At 70.4% G+C, this 17,370-nt stretch carries 16 protein-coding genes; 4 read left to right on the top strand and 12 right to left on the bottom strand.

The genetic code is table 11. The features are described 5' to 3' along the window. The first annotated feature begins 58 nt into the window (after window positions 1–58). Entirely contained in the window at window positions 59–352 is a 294-nt protein-coding gene (locus ACFIMZ_RS09150) for a DUF4148 domain-containing protein (protein ID WP_431822462.1), read from the top strand. Between the two features lie 31 nt (window positions 353–383). Here ACFIMZ_RS09150 and ACFIMZ_RS09145 read toward each other — a convergent pair whose 3' ends face one another. The 11 genes from ACFIMZ_RS09145 to ACFIMZ_RS09095 form a co-directional block, all read right to left on the bottom strand. Next, a complete protein-coding gene (locus ACFIMZ_RS09145) occupies window positions 384–821 on the bottom strand; it encodes a hypothetical protein (RefSeq protein ID WP_431822340.1) in 438 nt (145 codons plus the stop codon). Window positions 822–975: 154 nt separating this feature from the next. Further along, window positions 976–1,917 (bottom strand): ABC transporter permease, encoded by a 942-nt coding sequence (locus tag ACFIMZ_RS09140; protein WP_431822339.1) that lies wholly within the window; start codon window positions 1,915–1,917, stop codon window positions 976–978. Continuing rightward, window positions 1,917–2,786 carry an ABC transporter permease gene (locus tag ACFIMZ_RS09135; protein ID WP_431822338.1) on the bottom strand — a complete coding sequence of 290 codons (870 nt, stop codon included), beginning with the start codon at window positions 2,784–2,786 and terminating at the stop codon, window positions 1,917–1,919. Before ACFIMZ_RS09135 ends, ACFIMZ_RS09140 begins: the two co-directional genes overlap by 1 nt. Next, entirely contained in the window at window positions 2,783–3,862 is a 1,080-nt protein-coding gene (locus ACFIMZ_RS09130; RefSeq protein WP_431822337.1) for an ABC transporter ATP-binding protein, read from the bottom strand. Before ACFIMZ_RS09130 ends, ACFIMZ_RS09135 begins: the two co-directional genes overlap by 4 nt. 72 nt (window positions 3,863–3,934) lie before the next feature. Beyond that, on the bottom strand, window positions 3,935–5,101 hold the full coding sequence (locus ACFIMZ_RS09125) for an ABC transporter substrate-binding protein (protein ID WP_431822336.1): 1,167 nt from the start codon (window positions 5,099–5,101) through the stop codon (window positions 3,935–3,937). A 461-nt stretch (window positions 5,102–5,562) separates the two neighbouring features. Further along, window positions 5,563–6,138, bottom strand: coding sequence for an RBBP9/YdeN family alpha/beta hydrolase (locus tag ACFIMZ_RS09120; RefSeq protein WP_431822335.1), 576 nt, complete (start codon window positions 6,136–6,138; stop codon window positions 5,563–5,565). 17 nt (window positions 6,139–6,155) lie between these two features. Then, window positions 6,156–7,484, bottom strand: a complete 1,329-nt coding sequence (locus ACFIMZ_RS09115) for an MFS transporter (RefSeq protein WP_431822334.1) — start codon at window positions 7,482–7,484, stop codon at window positions 6,156–6,158. 143 nt (window positions 7,485–7,627) lie between these two features. Further along, window positions 7,628–8,683: a 3-keto-5-aminohexanoate cleavage protein gene (locus ACFIMZ_RS09110; protein WP_431822333.1), complete on the bottom strand. Its 1,056-nt coding sequence runs from the start codon at window positions 8,681–8,683 to the stop codon at window positions 7,628–7,630. A 95-nt stretch (window positions 8,684–8,778) separates the two neighbouring features. Next, window positions 8,779–9,627, bottom strand: a complete 849-nt coding sequence (locus ACFIMZ_RS09105) for a TauD/TfdA dioxygenase family protein (protein WP_431822332.1) — start codon at window positions 9,625–9,627, stop codon at window positions 8,779–8,781. Window positions 9,628–9,637: 10 nt separating this feature from the next. Further along, entirely contained in the window at window positions 9,638–10,618 is a 981-nt protein-coding gene (locus ACFIMZ_RS09100) for a quinone oxidoreductase family protein (RefSeq protein ID WP_431822331.1), read from the bottom strand. An 18-nt stretch (window positions 10,619–10,636) separates the two neighbouring features. Next, window positions 10,637–11,536, bottom strand: a complete 900-nt coding sequence (locus ACFIMZ_RS09095; protein WP_431822330.1) for a hemerythrin domain-containing protein — start codon at window positions 11,534–11,536, stop codon at window positions 10,637–10,639. Window positions 11,537–11,776: 240 nt separating this feature from the next. On the opposite strand from ACFIMZ_RS09095, the gene ACFIMZ_RS09090 reads away from it, so the two are divergent. The 3 genes from ACFIMZ_RS09090 to ACFIMZ_RS09080 all read left to right on the top strand — a co-directional run bounded on the left by ACFIMZ_RS09090 (window position 11,777) and on the right by ACFIMZ_RS09080 (window position 16,696). Continuing rightward, a complete protein-coding gene (locus tag ACFIMZ_RS09090; RefSeq protein ID WP_431822329.1) occupies window positions 11,777–14,497 on the top strand; it encodes a LuxR C-terminal-related transcriptional regulator in 2,721 nt (906 codons plus the stop codon). 151 nt (window positions 14,498–14,648) lie between these two features. Next, complete coding sequence (locus tag ACFIMZ_RS09085; protein WP_431822328.1) at window positions 14,649–15,773, top strand: porin; 1,125 nt, start codon at window positions 14,649–14,651, stop codon at window positions 15,771–15,773. Window positions 15,774–15,991: 218 nt separating this feature from the next. Continuing rightward, entirely contained in the window at window positions 15,992–16,696 is a 705-nt protein-coding gene (locus tag ACFIMZ_RS09080) for a glutathione S-transferase N-terminal domain-containing protein (protein WP_431822327.1), read from the top strand. A 102-nt stretch (window positions 16,697–16,798) separates the two neighbouring features. On the opposite strand, the gene ACFIMZ_RS09075 is transcribed toward ACFIMZ_RS09080, so the two are convergent. Beyond that, entirely contained in the window at window positions 16,799–17,305 is a 507-nt protein-coding gene (locus tag ACFIMZ_RS09075; RefSeq protein WP_431822326.1) for a MarR family winged helix-turn-helix transcriptional regulator, read from the bottom strand. Window positions 17,306–17,370 lie beyond the last annotated feature (65 nt).

Here is a 17,370-nt window from a genome sequence, read left to right as displayed (position 1 = left end):
CCTGTCGGTTGCGGGCACGTTCGCCCTGCCGGCTATCCCGTTTTCGGAGGCCCAGATGATGAAATCCGCCCTTTCCCTGCTCGCCGTCGCCGCCGCGCTCGCGGCACCCGTCGCTTCGTTTGCGCAATCCGCCGGCCAGCCGGTCACGCGCGCCGAAGTCGTGTCGCAATTGCAGCAACTCGAACAGGCCGGCTACAAGCCGTCGCGCAACCACTATCCGGACGACATTCAGGCGGCCGAGGCGCGCGTCGCGCCCACCTCCGGCATCGGCAGCGAAGCCGGCGCCACCGCCCAGTCAGGCAATCGCGTGATTCCGGCGCACGGCGCCGACGCGCTTTTCAGCCACCACTAACCAGGCAACACGCGCCGGCCGGCCCGCCGCGTCAGTGCGCGGCCGACGCGGCGCTCGCCGGGCTGCCCGGCCACGCCTTGCCGATCCGGTCGATCAGCGATTTCGCCGCGCCCGTCGCGAGCGCGGCATCGACGCCCGACGTCTGCCATGCGCCGTCGGCACCCTGCACGAACGTCAGCTCCGCACGCGACGGCGCATCGTCGGAGTCGCGCCACGTGAACACGACGTTGCATGTGTAGGTGCGCTCGCCGAGCTTCTTGCAGTCGCCGTCCGGCTTGACCGACACGACGTCGGCCGACACCGGCAGCGGCTGGCCGAGCAGCGCGTTGAGGCCGCCGTGGTTTTCGGCTTCGAGCGCGCGGCGCACGGCCGCGTCGACGTCGCGCGCGCCGGGGCCGGCGTGGAACAGGTTGCAGGCGGCGACGAGCATCGTCGAGACGCCGAGCGTCAGCAGCGTGTGGAACTTCATGGCGATCCGTGATTCGGTGAGCAACAGGAAGCGCGCATCGCCCGCGCCCCGCGAGGCGCAGGCTGCGAGCCGTTACGCCGCGTAGTCTGCAACGTTCGCGCCCCGCGCGCGGTATCCATTTGTAACCAATTGCACGGCGCGGCCGCGCTGCGCGCTACTGCCGCTCCTGCTTCACGCGGCTCACGAGCTGCGTCGGGCTCACGAACTGCAGCGCGATCACGACCCACACGAGCGTGATCGCCATGTAGATCATCGCCATCGCGTCGATCGACTGCGGCGCGCGCACGCCGGTCGAGAACACCGCGTAGTACAGCGCGACGACGAGCGTCTGCGTGCTCGGCCCGGCGGTGAAGAAGGTCAGCTCGAACATCCCGATCGTGCGCACCAGCACGAGCAGCCCCGCCGCGAGCATGCCCGGCACCAGCAGCGGCAGCAGCACGTAGCGGAAATAGCGCCACGTGTTCGCGCCGAAGATGCGCGCGGCCGCTTCGAGGTTCGGGTCGATCTGCTCGATGAACGGCGTCATCACGAGGATCACGAACGGCAGCGCCGGCACGAGGTTCGCGAGGATCACGCCGGACAGCGTGCCCGCGAGCCCGACCTTGTACATCACCGTCGCCATCGGAATCCCGTAGGTGACGGGCGGCACCATCAGCGGCAGCAGGAACACCAGCAGCGCGAAGCGCTTGGCTGGAAACTGCGCGCGCGCGAGCGCGTAGGCGGCCGGCACGCCGAGCGCGATCGACAGCAGCACGACCGCGCCGACCACTTCGACCGTCACCCACAGCACGCTCGCGAGCTGGAAGTCCTCCCACGCCTTCGCGTACCAGTGCAGCGTGAAGCCCTGCGGCAGCGGCGTGCCGAACCAGCGCGTCGCGACGGAGTTCACCGCGACGGTCGCGATCAGCAGCATCACGTTCAGCAGGAAAAACGTCATCACGCCCCAGACGAGCGCCTGCCACGCGCGCGCGGCCACGCTGCGGCGCGCCTTCTCCGGTTTCATCGTGTTGACGGGCCGCGCGCCGTCGTCGCGTCGCGCGTCGTGCGGGCCGGACTGCGACGGCCACGTCCGCGCGGCATGATTGTCGGTCGCCATCAGCCCTTGCCTCCCGTCACCGGCCCCGCATAGAAGAAACGGCGCGCGCCGAGCATCGACGCGACCACCACCAGCTGCACGAAGCCCATCACGATCGCGATCGCCGACGCGAGCGAATAGTCGTAGCTCTCGAACGCGGCCTCGGCCGCGGCGATCGAGATCACGCGCGTCGGCCCGGCCGGCGCGCCGAGCAGCACCGCCGACGGGAACACCGAGAACGCCTGCACGAACGACAGGCACGCGGCCATCGTCAGGCCCGGCACCAGCAGCGGCAGGTAGATCTGGCGGAACTGCTGCCACGGGTTCGCGCCGAGTGTCGCGGCCGCGCGCGCGAGCGTCGGGTCGATGCCGCTGACGTACGACAGCATCAGCAGGAACGCGAACGGAAAGCCCGACACGATCAGCGACAGCAGCACGCCCCAGTAGTTGTGCGTGAGACGCACTTCGTCCGTGTACAGGTGCAGCCCCTGCAGCGCCTGCGGGAACCAGCCGTTCGGGCCGAAGTACGTGAGCATCCCGTCCGCGACGAGCACCGTGCCGAGCGTGACCGGAATCACGAGCAGCGTCGTCACGAGCTTCTGGTACGGCGAATTGCGGCGCAGCGCGAACGCGACCGGCACCGACACGCCGACGTTGATCAGCGTCGCCGGCACCGCGAGCTTCAGCGTGACGATCACGGTCGGCCACATCGCGGCGTCGGTGAAGAACTGCGCGTAGTTCGCGAGCACGCCGCCGTTCGTCGGCTGGAACGACAGCACCAGGCCGTACGCGAACGGATAGATGAACAGCGCGACGATGAAGCCGAGCGCGGGCGTGACGAGCCAGCCTTTCGCGTCGCGCGGCGCGCCGGGCGCGGCGAGCGTGCTCATGCCGTCTCCCCTGCATAAACGAGCGTGCGCTCCGGCGCGATGCGCAGCCGCAGGCGCTCGCCTTCGCCGAATTCGCCGGCCACGCGCGCCCAGATCTTGCCGAACGGCGCGACCGCGCGGATCAGCGAATCGCGGCCGCCGTACTCGACGGTCTCGACCGTCGCGTCGAACGCATTGTCGTCGGCTGCGCCGGCGCGCGCGAAATCGTCGGGGCGCAGCGCGACCGCGACGTCCTTGCGGTCGAAGCCGGCCATCGGCACGCCGGTGAGCCGCACGCCCGACGCGGCGACCGCCACGTGCTCGCCCGCCATCCCTTCGAGCGTGAACGGCAGCACGTTGCGATAGCCCATGAAGCGCGCGACGTGCAGGTTGTGCGGCCGCGTATAGACCTCCTTCGGCGACGCGACCTGCTGGACGACGCCCTCCTTCATCACGACGATCCGGTCGGCCATCGACAGCGCCTCGTCCTGGTCGTGCGTCACGTAGATCGTCGCGCGTTCGAGCTGCGTGTGGATGCGGCGGATTTCCGCGCGCATCTCGATGCGCAGCTTGGTGTCGAGGTTCGACAGCGGCTCGTCCATCAGCACGAGCGGCGGCTCGATCACGATCGCGCGCGCGATCGCGACGCGCTGCTGCTGGCCGCCCGACAGCTGGCCGGGCAGCTTGCCCTCGTGGCCGACGAGCTGCACGAGCTCGAGCGCCTCCTGCGCGCGCTTGCGGGTTTCCTGCCTCGACACGCCGCGCATCTTGAGGCCGAAGCCGACGTTGTCGAGCACCGACATGTGCGGGAACAGCGCGTAGTTCTGGAACACCATGCCGAAGCCGCGGCGCTCGGGCGGCAGCACGTCGATGCGCTCGTCGTCGAGCCAGATGCCGCCGCTCGTGAGCGGCTGCAGGCCCGCGATGCAGTTGAGCGCCGTCGACTTGCCGCAGCCGGACGGGCCAAGCAGCGCGATGAACTCGCCGCGCCGGATGTCGAGGTCGAGCCCGCTCAGCGCGGCGACCTGCGCGCCTTGCGCATTGGTGAAGCTGCGGCATACCGCGTCGAGGCGCAGCTGTTCGAAAGTGTGCTTCATCGCGATCTTCCTGACGGCCTCCGATGGCGCGGGCGCCGCGGCGCCCGCCAGGTCATGCGGGATTGCGGCGGGCTACTTCGACTTCTGCGAGCCGATCTCGCGGTCCCACTTCTGGAACGCGGCGACCATCGCCTGCGCGCCGAGCGGCTGCACGTGCGGACGCTCGGCCAGCAGCTTCGCGTACTCGGGGCGGCCGAATTTCCTGACGACCTCCTGGCTGTGCGCGGGCGCCATCTCCAGCGTCACGCCCTGCACGGACGGGCCCGGATAGAAGTAGCCGTCGTCGTAGGTCATCGCCTGCTGCGCGGGTTCGAGCAGGTAGTTCATCAGCTTGAACAGCACGTCGAGCTTCTCTTTCGGCACGCCCTTCGGAATCACCATGTAGTGCGCGTCGTTGACCCACGTCATGTTGTCGAACGCCTGGACCTTGAAGTCGGCCGGCACGATGCCGAGCGCGCGTGGGTTCAGGTCCCAGCCGGTGACGGTCACCGTCATGTCGCGCGTGCCCTCGCCGAGCTCCTTCATCACGGCCGACGTGCCGCCCGGGTAGTACGGGATGCAGTCGTTCAATGCTTTAAGGAACGCCCAGGTCTTGTCCCAGCCGTTGATCGGGTCCTGCGGGTTCTTGTCGCCGAGCACGTACGGCAGCCCCATCAGGAACGTGCGGCCCGGGCCCGAGTTCGCCGGACGCGCGTAGATCAGCTTGTTCGGATGCGCCTTGCACCACGCGAGCAGCTGCGCGGGCGTCTTCGGCGGGTCGCCGACCTTGGCCGGGTTGTATTCGAGCAGCGGCCCGGCCGGCATGTACGTGACTTCCAGGCCGAACCCTTGTGCGAGATCCTGCATCTTGCGCGGGCCCGGCGCGTACTTGTCGAGCACGCCGGGGAGCGCGCCCGCGTTGTCGGGCAGGAGCTTCAGCCACAGGTTCTGCTCGATGCCGGCCGCGAGCGCGTCGGTGCCGGTCAGCACGAGGTCGATGTCGGAGCGGCCGGCCGCCTGCATCGCCTTGAGCTTGCCCGGCAGCTGCGGCGCCGGCGCGTTCGTGAACGTGACGTTCGCGACGAGGTTCGGGTTCTTCTCCCTGAACGCCTCGATCGCCTTCTGCGTGAGCTGCAGGTTGCCCGCGACGTCGACGACGTTGATCGATACCGGCGCGGCGACGGCGGCCGTGGCCGACAGCGTGAAGCCCAGCGCCAACGCGATGCGGCGGACGCGGCGCGCGATCCTGGATGAGTTCATGTCTCCTCTCTCTTGCGGTCGGGTGGATGGGACCTTTCTTTCAGGAAATCATGACTTTGTTATACGATGTCGGTCAACAAAAAAGCACGGCGAACGGGGCGGGAGTTTCCCTAACAAAAACCCTTCCGCCATGTGTCAATTTGCGTGCAGGACGGGGTTGGCGCGATTCTGGCGATCGGCGACCGGTAGTGTTACGACGTCGCATATCTTGAAATGACGCCGTGGAACCGGTTCGGCGTGGCGCGCGCGACGCGGAAACCGGCATGGCGATGGGAGCGCGCCTAGGTCAGACGCCGGGATGCTCGGCGGGGGCGGGACAGGCGATGGGCGTCGCAACCGACGACACGGATGGTGGGCGGTGTGTCGGGGCAGCGCCGATGAGGTGGTCTGCCCACTGCGAAGACAGCTTGCGAATACCGGCCGGCGACGCATGTATCGCGACACGCGCGGCCAGCCTGCGCTCAATCCGTGCCGAGCGCCTGCACTTCGGCGATCAGCGCTAGGGCGCCGGGCCACTCGCCATACCCCGATGCCGGATTCAAATGCCCGACCTCCCCGAGGTCGACGAGCCGGCTGCCCCACCCTGCGGCCAGCGCCTCGACGCGCTCGAAGCGCGCGAGCGGATCGTTGCGGCTGGCCGCGACGATGCTCGGAAACGGGAGGCGTTCACGCGGAGCCGGCAGCCAGCCGTTGTCCCGGACGGCTTCAATCGACGGGTATGGCGCGGGCATTGGCGTATCGAGATCCGCCGGCGTCGCGAGCACCGCGCCCAGGATCGGGCGCGTCGCCTGCCGCGCCCAGTGCACGGCGATCATCACGCCCGCGCTGTGCGCGACGAGGATCGCGGGGCCGTCGATCGCCGCCAGCGCCGCGTCGAGCGCCGCGACGCGCGCGGCGCGGCTCAGCTTGTCCCGTTCGAGCGGCGCGACCGAGCACGCATTCGGCAGGCGCCGTTCGAGATGCGTCTGCCAGTGGTCTTCGACGTGATCGCGCAAGCCGGGCACGATCAGGATGGTGGGCGGGTTCGCCAGGGTCATGCAGTCTCCACAAAGGTTCAGGAATGAGCAGGCACGCGCTGCCCGCGTTCGAGATGCGCGAGATCGGCCGCATAACTCGCGCGTCCGATCGCGAACGTCGCCGCGGCCGCGAGCGGCACGACGGGAATCCATTGCAGCGCCGCGCCGAGCCCGACGTGATCGGCGGCCCAGCCGGTCAGCAGCGGCCCGGGCGCCATGCCGAGCAGGTTGTTCGCGAGCGTGAGCGTCGCGAACGCCGACGCGTGGATCGCGGCGGGCGTGAGGTTCGCGACCATCGCACCCGACGCGCCGGACGCCCCCGCGCCGACCAGCATCCCGACGCCGATCAGCGCGAGCTGCAGCGGCCCGGGCGGCAGCCGGAACGCGACCGCGAGGCTGCCGCAGGTCAGCAGGCAATAGGCGATCGCGGTCAGCCATTTGCGCGCGCCGTCGGCCTTGCCGAGCCGGTCGGTGACGATCCCGCAGCCGACCATCCCGATGCCGGCGAGCAGCACGAAACCCGCCGCGAGCACGGCGGCCCGGTCGGGCGCCATCGCGTAGTAGCGGTTCAGATAGCTCGGCAGCCACGCGAACATCGCGCCCGGCACGAACAGGTGCAGCCCGCTGCCGACATACGCGCAGATCACCGAGCGCGACGCAAACAGCCCCGTCATCAGCATGCGCAGGCTGCCGCGCATCCCGCGCGGCGCACCGCCATCGCGCCGGCATGGTTCCGGCCGGCACGCCGCGAGCCGCCGTTCGGTGACGACGCAGCGGTACGCGGCGAGCAGCACGAGCCCGAGCGCGGCCATCACGCCGAACGACCAGCGCCAGCCGAGATGCGCGCCGACCAGGCCGCCGAGCGCCATCCCGAACACCGAGCCGAACGCGCCGCCGGCCATGAACGCGCCGGTCAGCGTCGCGCGCAGGTGCGCGGGAAAGATGCTCAGGATCAGCGCGACGCCGACGCTGCCGTACGCGGCCTCGCCGAGCCCGACGAGCCCGCGCGCCGCGAGCATTTCCGCGTAATTGGTCGACAGCGCGCAGCCGAGCGTCGCGACGCTCCACAGCGCGGCCATCAGCACGATGCTGCGCACGCGTCCGAAGCGGTCGGCGAGCACCGACAGCGGGAACGTCAGCACGCCGACCAGCAGCGCGACGATGCCGCTCAGCGAGCCGAGCTGCGTGTCGGACAGGCCCCACGCGTGTTTCAGCAGCGGAAACACCGCATTGAGCACCTGCCGCGACATGTAGTCGGACAGCAACAGGCCGACGGTCAGCCCGAACACGAGCCACGCGAACGCGGGCGTGCGGCGGCGGGCCGCGGCCAGGTCCTGCATCGACGGCTCGACGTGATGAATCAGCATGCGTGTCTCCTCCGGTGCCGCGCGCTGTCGCGCCACGGCACGGTTTGCGCGGCCCCGCTCCGTTTCCCGGAGTCCGCCTTGCGCCGCGCGCAAGGGCGGGTGCCGCGCTACAGCAATTTGCGATCTGCGATCGGCCGGCGGCGTCAGGCCGCGCGCAGCGGCACGTTCACCTGGCCCGGCCGGCGGTTCGGCGCCATCCCGAGCTGCGCGAGCGTCTCGTCGATGCCGTCGTACTGCACGCCGACCCTGTAGATCGCCTTCGCCTCCTTGCCGGTCGCGACTTCACGCCCCAGCTCGCGCGCGATCCGCACGCACTGCTCGACCTGCTGCACCGACGTCATCCGGTTGCCCTTCTGGTCGATGATCGTGTCCTCGATCCCGCAGCGCGGATGCAGGCCCATCGCCATCGCGATCGTGTTGATCGGCAGCACGTTCTTCATCAGCGATTCGAGCGTGATGCACGCGCCGTCCGGGCAGCGCCGCACGAATTCCATGAAGTTGTACGGGTTCGGGCCGTCGAAGCCGCCGCCGATGCCGACCCACGTGACGTTCAGCGGGCCGCGGTACACGCCGCGGCGGATCATCCGTTCGAGCGTTTCCAGCGCATGCATGCCGGTGAGCTGGAAGTGCGGCTGGATGCCGGCCGCCTGCAGCCGGCGCAAGTGCTCGTCGGCCCAGCCGGGCCCGGCCGGCACGGTCATCTCGCGATACGCTTCCCAGTACGCGGCTTCGTTCAGCGACGTGCCGGCGATGTCCCGGCGATCCATCAGCTCGGTGATGTTCATCTGCACGGTGTTGATCGCAACCGTCACCTGGTCGGGCTTCGGGCTCAGCTCGGCGAGCATATGGCGCGTGTCGTCGGACAGCCATTTCGCGTCGGCGCCTTCGCCTTCCGGCGCGAACGAGATCGAGCCGCCGACCTGCAGGATCATGTCCGGCACCGCGTCGCGCAACCGGCCGAGCAGCTCGTTGAATTTCGACAGCCGCTTGCTGCCCTTGCCGTCCGGCTCGCGCACGTGCAGGTGCAGCACCGTCGCGCCCGCGTCGTAGCAGTCGATCGCCTTCTGCACGTGCTCGTCCATCGTCACCGGGATGTCTTCCGGGAAATCCTCGGGCATCCATTCGGGGCCGTACGGCGCGACCGTGATGACCACCTTGTCCTGGTTCTCCGGGTGCAGCGAATCGTCGAGAAATTGCATGTCGTCCTCCAGATTGAATCGTTATCTGCGTCGCGCCGTCGTTGCGGCGCGCAGCGTGTGTCGTGTGTCGTGTCGAATGCGTCGCGATGCCGTGCTCAGAACGGCACGTCGCCGACGATCCCCGCGCGCTCCATCTTGCGCACGCACGGCGGGTAATCCATCACCGCGTAATGCTGGGTGCTGCGGTTGTCCCAGATCGCGACGCTGTCTTTCGTCCAGCGCCAGCGCACCTGGTATTCGGGGATGCAGGCCTGGCTGATCAGGTAGTGCAGCAACTGCCCCGCGCCGGGGTTCGCGTCCTGCCCGAAGCGCACGCGCTCCGGCGTGTGGAAGTTCGTGAAGTGCGTCGTGAACGCGTTCACGTACAGGATCTTCTCGCCCGTCTCCGGATGCGTGCGCACGACCGGATGCTCGGCGTCCGGATACTGCGCCTTCAGCGCGAGCCGCTTGTCGATCGGCATCGCCGCGCCGAAGCTCGCCTCGATACCGTGGCGCGCGCGCAAGCCGTCGATCTGCCGCTTCACGTGCCCCGGCAGGTTCTCGTACGCGAGCACCATGTTCGCCCACATCGTGTCGCCGCCGACCGGCGGGCACTCGACGCAGCGCAGCACGCAGCCGAGCGGCGGCGACACGCGCCAGCTCGCATCGCTGTGCCATGCGTTCTCGTAGCGGTCGTTCGGCTGGTCGGGCGACTTGTAGATCCGCACGAGGCCCGGATGCCCGGGATCGCTGCCCGCGACCGGATGGTCCTCGAGCTCGCCGAAGCGCCGCGCGAACGCGACGTGCTCGGCGCGCGTGATGTCCTGGTCGCGCAGGAACAGCACGCGGTGCTTCAGCAGCAGTGCGCGGATCTCGGCGAACAGGCCGTCGTCGTGCACGGCGTGGGCGAGGCTCACGCCGGACAGTTCCGCACCGATCGCGCAAGTGAGTGGTTCGACTCGCATGGCCGGCTCCTCAGACGTCGAATACCGACGAACCCGTGGTCTTGCCCGCTTCGAGGTCGCGATGCGCGCGCACCGCGTCCTCGAGCGCGTAGCGCTGGTTGATCTCGATCCGGATGCGGCCCGCGGCGACGTGGTCGAACAGCTCGCCCGCCAGCGCCGCCTTCTCGGCCGGGTCGGCGATGTAGTCGGCGAGCGCGGGGCGCGTCAGGTACAGCGATCCCTTCATCGCGAGCAGTTGCGGATTGAACGGCGGGATCGGGCCCGACGCGGTGCCCACGCACACCATCAGGCCGCGGCGCTTCAGCGAATCCAGCGACGCGTCGAAGGTGTCCTTGCCGACGCTGTCGAACACGGCGTCGACGCCCTTGCCGTCCGTCAGCTCGCGCACGCGGCCGGCGATGTCTTCCTGCCGGTAGAGGATCACGTGATCGCAGCCGTGCGCCCGTGCGACTTCCGCCTTCGCTTCGCTCGACACCGCGCCGATCACGGTCAGCCCCAGCAGCTTCGCCCACTGGGACACGATCAGGCCCACGCCGCCGGCCGCCGCGTGCAGGAGAATGCTGTCGCCCGCGTTGAACGCATGGATGCGGCGCAGCAGGTACGCGGACGTGAGGCCGCGCATCGTCATCGCGGCCGCGGTGTCGCAGGCGATCGCGTCGGGCAGCCTGATGAGCGGCGCGGCCGGCACGAGGCGCTCGGTGCTGTACGCGCCCAGCGTATTGATGAAGCCCGTATAGGTCACGCGATCGCCGACCGCGACATGCGTCACGCCGTCGCCGACCGCCTCGACCACGCCCGCCGCCTCCACGCCGATGCCGGACGGCAGCGGCACCGGATAAAGCCCGCTGCGGAAATAGGTGTCCGCGAAGTTCAGGCCGACCGCCGCGTGCTTCACGCGCACTTCGCCGGGCCCCGGGTCGCCGACCTCGACGGTCTCCCAGCGCAGCACGTCCGGGCCGCCGGTCTGATGGAATCGCACTGCATGTGCCATGTGTTTCTCCGTGGTAGGTCAGTCGGACGCGCGCTGCGCGTCCTCGGGTTCGTCCGCGCCCGGTGTCGCGGCTGCGCGCTCCGCCGGGCCCTCGTCCAGTTCGGCCCAGTCGGCGTCACTCAGGTAGCGCCGCGCCGCCGGGAAAATCACGCCTTCCTTGCGCCCCATCTGCTCGAACACGCCGCGTGCGTAGCAGGCGAGCGCCGCGTCGAACGCGGCGCCTGGCTGCGCATCGCCGGCCATCCGGGCCAGCGCGTCGAGCGCTTGCGCATCGCGGCGATGCTGGCGGTCGAGTTCGTCCAGCTCGGCTTCGACGCTCTCCGTGCGCTCGCGCAGCGTCGCGAACAGCCGCGCTTCCGCACCCGCGCCGAAACGCTGCGCCTGCAGGCCGGCGAGATCCGCGAGCACGCGGCGGCACGCGACGGCATCCGGCCCCGGTTCGCCCACGTGCGCCGCATCCCGCAGCAACGCATGCAGCAGCGCGGCCACCGCGCGATGCGCGTCGAGACAGCGGGCGATCACGCGCGCCGCGGCCGGCGAGTGCGAAGCCGCGCACACGAGCACCGGCACGCCGCTTGCCGCGAACAGGCGCCGCCGCTGCGCGCCTGCGCCGGCGGGCGCGCCGTGCGGCAGCGCCGCGACGCAGATCAGGTCGCAGCCGAGCACGCGGGCCAGGTCCGGCAGCGGCGTGCCGCCGGCGGGCGCGATCGCATACGACACGCCCTGCGCCCGCGCGGCCGCTTCCACTTTCGCACCGTGCTCCGGCATCCGCGCTCCGGGTAAATACGCGTCCGGCGCCGCGCCGGACAGCACGAACGTGACCCGCGCGCTCACGGCCCGCGCCAGCTCCAGCGCATGGCCGACCGCGTCGATGCCGCCGGGCGCGCCGTCGACCGTCACGAGCAGATGGCGATACATCGCGCGGCTCCGCTTATCCGGCGAGCGACGCGCTGGCGGGCGTGCCGGTCGATGCAGTCGTCATGGGCGCTCTCCTCGTCGCATTCGTGATTCACCGGAACCCATGCTATCGGCGCGGGATCGTTGCGGCCCCACTCGTGACGGGGATTGACGCCTGCGGGGAGTTCGGCCGATCCTTCCCCACGTTCCATACCGGACGCTGGCCTGCAAGGCACCGCCGGGATTCCGACCTGCTCCCCGATGGCCCACCCACCCGATCGCGCCGACACCGCCCCCACCGAGCTGGTGCTGAAGACCACCGCGCCGCGCGTGCCGGCGCAACTGCTCGCCCGCGCGCGGCTGAGCCGCGCCGCGCCGGGCTTCGACGAACGTCCGATCACGCTGGTGCAGGCGCCGGCCGGCTACGGCAAGACGTCGCTGCTCGCACAATGGCGCCGCGAATGCCTGGCGCTCGGCCGCGCGGTCATCTGGCTGTCGGCCGACGAGCGCGACGACGCGCCGCGGCTGCTGCAGGGGCTCGTGCAGGCCGTGCGGACCGGCTGCGCAAGGCCCGGCTTCGGCCGCCTGATCGCACGCGGCGCGCCCGATGCGGCGCGCGCGCTGGAAGGGATGACCGCGTGGCTCGCTGAAGTCGCGCAACTGTCGATCGACGCGCTGCTGATCGTCGACGACGCGGAGCGGCTGCCCGCCGCCGGCCTCGACGCGCTGACCTACGTGCTGCACAACGCGCCGCCGAACCTGCGCGTCATCGTCGCCGCGCGGCGCGGGCTCGACCACGCGGCGGCCGACCTGCTCGCCGGCGGCCAATGCCTGCTGGTCGGCCCCGACTGGCTGCGCTTCACGCTCGACGAGACGATCGCGCTTGTCGGCGCTCGCTTCGCGCAGCGCGTCGATGCCGATGCGTGCGCGCGCCTGTTCGAGCGCGTCGACGGCTGGCCGCTCGGGCTGCAGCTCGCGATGGCCGCGATGGCGCGCGCGGCCGATCCCCGCCAGACCGTCGATGCGCTCGCCGCGCGAGCGGGCGGCACCCGCGACCGGCTCGTCGAAGTGCTGCTCGCGAACCTGTCCGTCGACGACACCGCGTTCCTCACGCAGGCGAGCGTCGTCGACCGGCTGCACCCGTCGCTGTGCGACGCGCTGCTCGACGACGCCGGCGCGTCCGCGCGCCTCGCCCGCCTGGCGCGCGACACGCCGCTCTTCATCGCATCGGACGATTCCGACTGGTGCCGGCTGCATCCGCTCGTGCGCGACGCGCTGCGCGATCGCCTCGCGGCCGGCCCCGACGCCGCGCGCAGCGTGCTGCACGCGCGCGCGGCCGGCTGGCTCGACGCGCACGGGATGACGGATGAAGCGGCCCGCCACGCGTATGCGGCCGGCCAGCTCGAGCTCGCCTATGCGCTCGCGCAGCGCTGCCTGGAGGACGCGATCAAGGAAGGCCGCATCGACGACGTGCTCGACTGGCTCGCGCGCCTGCCCGACGCGGAGCTCGACCAGCGGCCGGCGCTGCGGATCGCGGTCGCGTGGGCGCTCGCGCTCGGCGAGCGGCACGTCGAGGCGCGCCGCCAGATCGCGGGCATCCTCGCCGCGCCCGACACGCCGCCCGCGATGCGTTACGAATGCGCGCTGATCCTGAGCGCGGCCGCGTATTACGCGGACGAGATCGACCGGTTCGTCGAGCTGTTCGAACCGTGGGCCGACTTCGCGCCGCCGCCCGCGACCTGGCTCGCGCAGATGCACGCGAACCGGCTGTCGGCGCGCGCGATCATTCTCGGCGAGCCGGCGCAGGCGCGCCGCTTCCAGCAGGCCGCGCCGCGCGGCGGGCGCGGCCAGGAGGCGGCCGGGTTCGGCTACGTCGCGCGCTGGGGCGAGCTGATCACGGGTCTCAGCTATCTGTCGGAGGGGCAGGTGCAACTCGCGGACGACGTGCTGTCGCCTGCCCTGGCGCGCGCGGAAGCCGATCTCGGCCGCCGTCATCCGCTGACCTGCATGTTCGCGGCGCTGTGCGCGGCGCTCGCGTACGAAGCGGATCGCGTCGACCAGGCGGCCGCGCTGCTCGCGAACCGGCTCGACGTGCTCGAGCACGCCGGCATCCCCGACACGGTGCTGCTCGGCTACTGCACCGCGGCGCGCATCGCGATGCTGCGCGGCCTCGAGCATCGCGCGATCGACCTGCTGGAAGCGCTGGACGCGATGGGCGTCGCGCGCCGGCTGCCGCGCCTGTCGGTCGCGAGCCTCGCCGAGCAGGTGCGGCTCCACGCCGCGCGCTATCGCGAGGCGACCTGCCACGCGCTGGTCGAGCGGATCGATGCGATCGCCGCGGCCGAGTTCCCGACCCACGGGCCGCTGTGGCGGCGCCCCGTCGTGCTGCTGCAGGCGAGCGCGCATGCGGGCGCGGCGCTGGCCGCGCGCCGCTGGGAGGACGCATGCGCCGCGCTCGACGAGGCGGCCGCGCTCGCCCGCGAAATGAACGTCGGCCGCGCGCGCATCGAGATCATGGCGCTCAATGCGTTCGCGCTCGAGCAGTCGGGCCAAGGCGGCCGCGCGCTGCTCGTCGAGGCGATGAACCTCGCGGACGTGTTCGGCCTCACGCGCACGCTCGCCGACGCGCATCCGGCCGTCGCGGACTGGGCGCGCCGGGTCGGCGACGAGGAGGCCGCGGGCGCGGGCCCGGCGGGCCAGGCCCGCCATGCGCTGCCGCAGCCGCGCGTCGTGCCGCCCGCGCCGCGCAGCGCGGCCGGGCCGCGCGCGGTGCCGAGCGTCGTGCTCACGCCGAAGGAGCGCGCGATCCTCGAGCTGCTCGCGCGCAACCTGTCGAACAAGGAAGTCGCGGTTGCGCTCGCCGTCGGCGAGGAAACCGTGAAATGGCACCTGAAGAACCTGTTCGGCAAGCTCGACGCCAGTTCGCGCAAGCACGCGGTGCGCCGCGCGCTCGTGCTCGGCCTGCTTGAAAACGCGCCGTAGCGCGCCGCAGCAGCACACCCTCCTCCCGTCGATTCTCCGCAACCCTGCCCCCCGCGCGTGGGGGGGAGCGGCCGCGCGTCGTTGCGTAGCCTCTGTGCATCACCGGGCAGGCTCGATCCCGTCCGGGAACAATACGATCACGGAGACTTGAATGAAGACGAAACTGGCCGCGCTCGCCGCGCTTGCCGCCTGTTCGGCGCCCGCGCACGCGCAATCCTCCGTCACGCTGTACGGCGTGATCGACACGGGCATGCTGTACCAGAGCACGTCGGCCGCGTCGTTCAGCCCGAGCGCGCCGAACACCGGCAAGGTGGTCCGGATGAAGGACGGCGGGATCTATTCGAGCTTCTGGGGGATCAAGGGCAGCGAGGACATTGGTGGCGGCTACAAGGTCAACTTCAAGCTGCAGGGCTCGTTCGACAGCGGCACCGGCAGGTTCCAGCTGAGCGACACGCCGGGCGCGGTCGCGATCTTCAACCAGGTCGCGTCGGTCGGCGTGTCGGGGCCGTTCGGCAGCGTCACGGCGGGCCGCCAGATCGTGCCGATGATCTACGCGATGGCCGACACCGACGTGCGCAACGCGCAGTTCTTCGGCAGCATCCTGACCGCGTGGCTCGGCATCAACACCGCGGCGGGCTGGCCCGGCACGAGCACCAACGGCGCGATCGGCGCGCTGTACGACAGCAACGCGCTCGTCTACCAGTCGCCGACGTTCGGCGGCGTGTCGGTCGCGCTCGAATATGCGCCGGGCGGCGTCGCCGGGCAGATCCAGGGCGGCACGCGCGAATCGGTCGTGCTCAGGTATTCGAACGACGGATTGAATGCCGCGGCGGTTTACTACAACGGCCACGACGCGAACCCGGCGCCCGGCTCGACGCCGACCGGCGTGAACAACAACCGGTTCGTGTATGTCGGCGCGAAATACACGATTCACGATTTCTCGGTCTCCGCGTCGTACGCGAACGGCAAGAATCCCGCGCACTCGGACCAGGCGAATTTCGACATGATGTCGGCGGGCGTCGGCTATCGCTTCACGCCCGCGTTGCAGGTCACGTCGGCCGTGTACTACCTGAAAGACCGCAATCGCTCGGCGAACAAATCGACGTCGGTCGTGCTCGCGGCCGACTACAGCCTGTCGAAGCGCACGATGGTCTATGCGCAGGTCGGCCATGTGAACAACCGCGGCACGATGAACCAGATGCTTGTGTACGGGCAGCCGGTCGCGCCGGGTGTCGGGACGACGGCAGCGATGATCGGGTTGCGGCATAGTTTTTGAGCGGGGCGCCTAGCCGGGGACGCCTGGCTCGTCGCCCCGAACCAGCGGCAAGCTTTCCGCAAGCCGGCCGGAGCACCGACTGCACCGATTGATCAGATCGGCTACAGTGGGCGCTTTGGCGCGGCCGCCCTGCCCGCCGGCGCAACCGCCCGTTCCGGATTCGCGGACAGGCGCCACGGCGGACCGCGGATGACCCACCCCGACGAGCGAACCCCTCCATGTCCGATTTGTCCGCCTTCCCGATCACGCAAAAGTGGCCGGCCCAGCATCCCGAACGCCTCCAGCTCTACTCGCTGCCGACGCCGAACGGCGTCAAGGTGTCGATCATGCTCGAGGAAACCGGCCTGCCGTACGAGCCGCATCTCGTGCGCTTCGACACGGACGACCAGCTCTCGCCCGCGTTCCTGTCGCTGAACCCGAACAACAAGATTCCGGCGATCATCGATCCGAACGGCCCGGACGGCCAGCCGCTGCCGCTGTTCGAATCCGGCGCGATCCTGATCTATCTCGCCGACAAGACGGGCCAGCTGATCCCGAAGGATCTCGCGGGCCGCTACGAGACGATCCAGTGGGTGATGTTCCAGATGGGCGGCATCGGCCCGATGTTCGGCCAGGTCGGCTTCTTCCACAAATTCGCCGGCCGCGACTACGAGGACAAGCGTCCGCGCGACCGCTACGTCGCCGAGTCGAAGCGGCTGCTCGGCGTGCTCGACGCGCACCTGGCCGAGCGCAAGTGGGTGATGGGCGACGCCTACACGATCGCCGACATCGCGATCTTCCCGTGGGTGCGCAACCTGATCGGCTTCTATGAAGCGGGCGACCTGGTCGGCTTCAGCGAATTCCGCCACGTCGCGCGCGCACTCGACGCGTTCGTGGCCCGCCCGGCCGTGGCGCGCGGGCTCAACATCCCGGCGCGCACCTGATCCGCGCGGCCGGTCGCGCATCCGTCGCGCCGGCAACAGGACAGCCCGCCGCATCGCGCGGCGGGCCGATGCGGCCGATCGACATCCGGCCGCGCAGCGCGGCTAGCCGGCCTCGCCGCCCGCGCCACCCAATCCCGCCAGCAGCTTGCCGAGCAGCCGCGCGAGCTGTGCCTGCTCCGGACCCGACAGCGCGTCCAGTATCGCGCGCTGGTTCTCGACGTGCGCAACGACGGCCTCGTCGATCAGCGCGCGGCCGGCCTCCGTCAGCGCGACGAGCGTGCCGCGCCCGTCGGCCGGATTCGGGCGGCGCTCGACCCAGCCCGCCTTCTGCAGCCGGTCGATGCGCGCAGTCATCCCGCCCGACGACATCATCAGCGCGTCGTACAGCGCCGTCGGCGTCAGCGCGAACGGCGCGCCGCCGCGGCGCAGCGTCGCAAGCACGTCGAATTCGCCCGGCTGCATCCCGTAGCGCGCAAACAGCGGATTGAGACGATCGCGCCCGATCGCGAGCGCCGCTTCCTGCAGCCTTCCCATCACGAGCATCGACGACGCGTCGAGATCCGGGCGTTCGTCGCGCCATTGCGCGACCGCGTGCGCGGCTCGATCCATTAACCCTCCTGGGCAAACAAGTTATCTTGACGTCGAGATAAATCAGCATTTATCTTGACGTCAAG

The sequence above is a fragment of the Burkholderia sp. F1 genome, assembly GCF_050813845.1.
GTDB classification, from domain to species: Bacteria; Pseudomonadota; Gammaproteobacteria; order Burkholderiales; family Burkholderiaceae; genus Burkholderia; species Burkholderia ubonensis.
This window is presented reverse-complemented; position numbering and strand designations above follow the sequence as displayed.

Coding starts and splice junctions, on each gene's coding strand:
- ACFIMZ_RS09080 (WP_431822327.1), top strand. CDS start 15,992: ATGTCCGATTTGTCCGCCTTCCCGATCACGCAAAAGTGGCCGGCCCAG.
- ACFIMZ_RS09075 (WP_431822326.1), bottom strand. CDS start 17,305: ATGGATCGAGCCGCGCACGCGGTCGCGCAATGGCGCGACGAACGCCCG.
- ACFIMZ_RS09115 (WP_431822334.1), bottom strand. CDS start 7,484: ATGCTGATTCATCACGTCGAGCCGTCGATGCAGGACCTGGCCGCGGCC.
- ACFIMZ_RS09100 (WP_431822331.1), bottom strand. CDS start 10,618: ATGGCACATGCAGTGCGATTCCATCAGACCGGCGGCCCGGACGTGCTG.
- ACFIMZ_RS09090 (WP_431822329.1), top strand. CDS start 11,777: ATGGCCCACCCACCCGATCGCGCCGACACCGCCCCCACCGAGCTGGTG.
- ACFIMZ_RS09095 (WP_431822330.1), bottom strand. CDS start 11,536: ATGTATCGCCATCTGCTCGTGACGGTCGACGGCGCGCCCGGCGGCATC.
- ACFIMZ_RS09085 (WP_431822328.1), top strand. CDS start 14,649: ATGAAGACGAAACTGGCCGCGCTCGCCGCGCTTGCCGCCTGTTCGGCG.
- ACFIMZ_RS09125 (WP_431822336.1), bottom strand. CDS start 5,101: ATGAACTCATCCAGGATCGCGCGCCGCGTCCGCCGCATCGCGTTGGCG.
- ACFIMZ_RS09135 (WP_431822338.1), bottom strand. CDS start 2,786: ATGAGCACGCTCGCCGCGCCCGGCGCGCCGCGCGACGCGAAAGGCTGG.
- ACFIMZ_RS09140 (WP_431822339.1), bottom strand. CDS start 1,917: ATGGCGACCGACAATCATGCCGCGCGGACGTGGCCGTCGCAGTCCGGC.
- ACFIMZ_RS09150 (WP_431822462.1), top strand. CDS start 59: ATGAAATCCGCCCTTTCCCTGCTCGCCGTCGCCGCCGCGCTCGCGGCA.
- ACFIMZ_RS09145 (WP_431822340.1), bottom strand. CDS start 821: ATGAAGTTCCACACGCTGCTGACGCTCGGCGTCTCGACGATGCTCGTC.
- ACFIMZ_RS09120 (WP_431822335.1), bottom strand. CDS start 6,138: ATGACCCTGGCGAACCCGCCCACCATCCTGATCGTGCCCGGCTTGCGC.
- ACFIMZ_RS09110 (WP_431822333.1), bottom strand. CDS start 8,683: ATGCAATTTCTCGACGATTCGCTGCACCCGGAGAACCAGGACAAGGTG.
- ACFIMZ_RS09130 (WP_431822337.1), bottom strand. CDS start 3,862: ATGAAGCACACTTTCGAACAGCTGCGCCTCGACGCGGTATGCCGCAGC.
- ACFIMZ_RS09105 (WP_431822332.1), bottom strand. CDS start 9,627: ATGCGAGTCGAACCACTCACTTGCGCGATCGGTGCGGAACTGTCCGGC.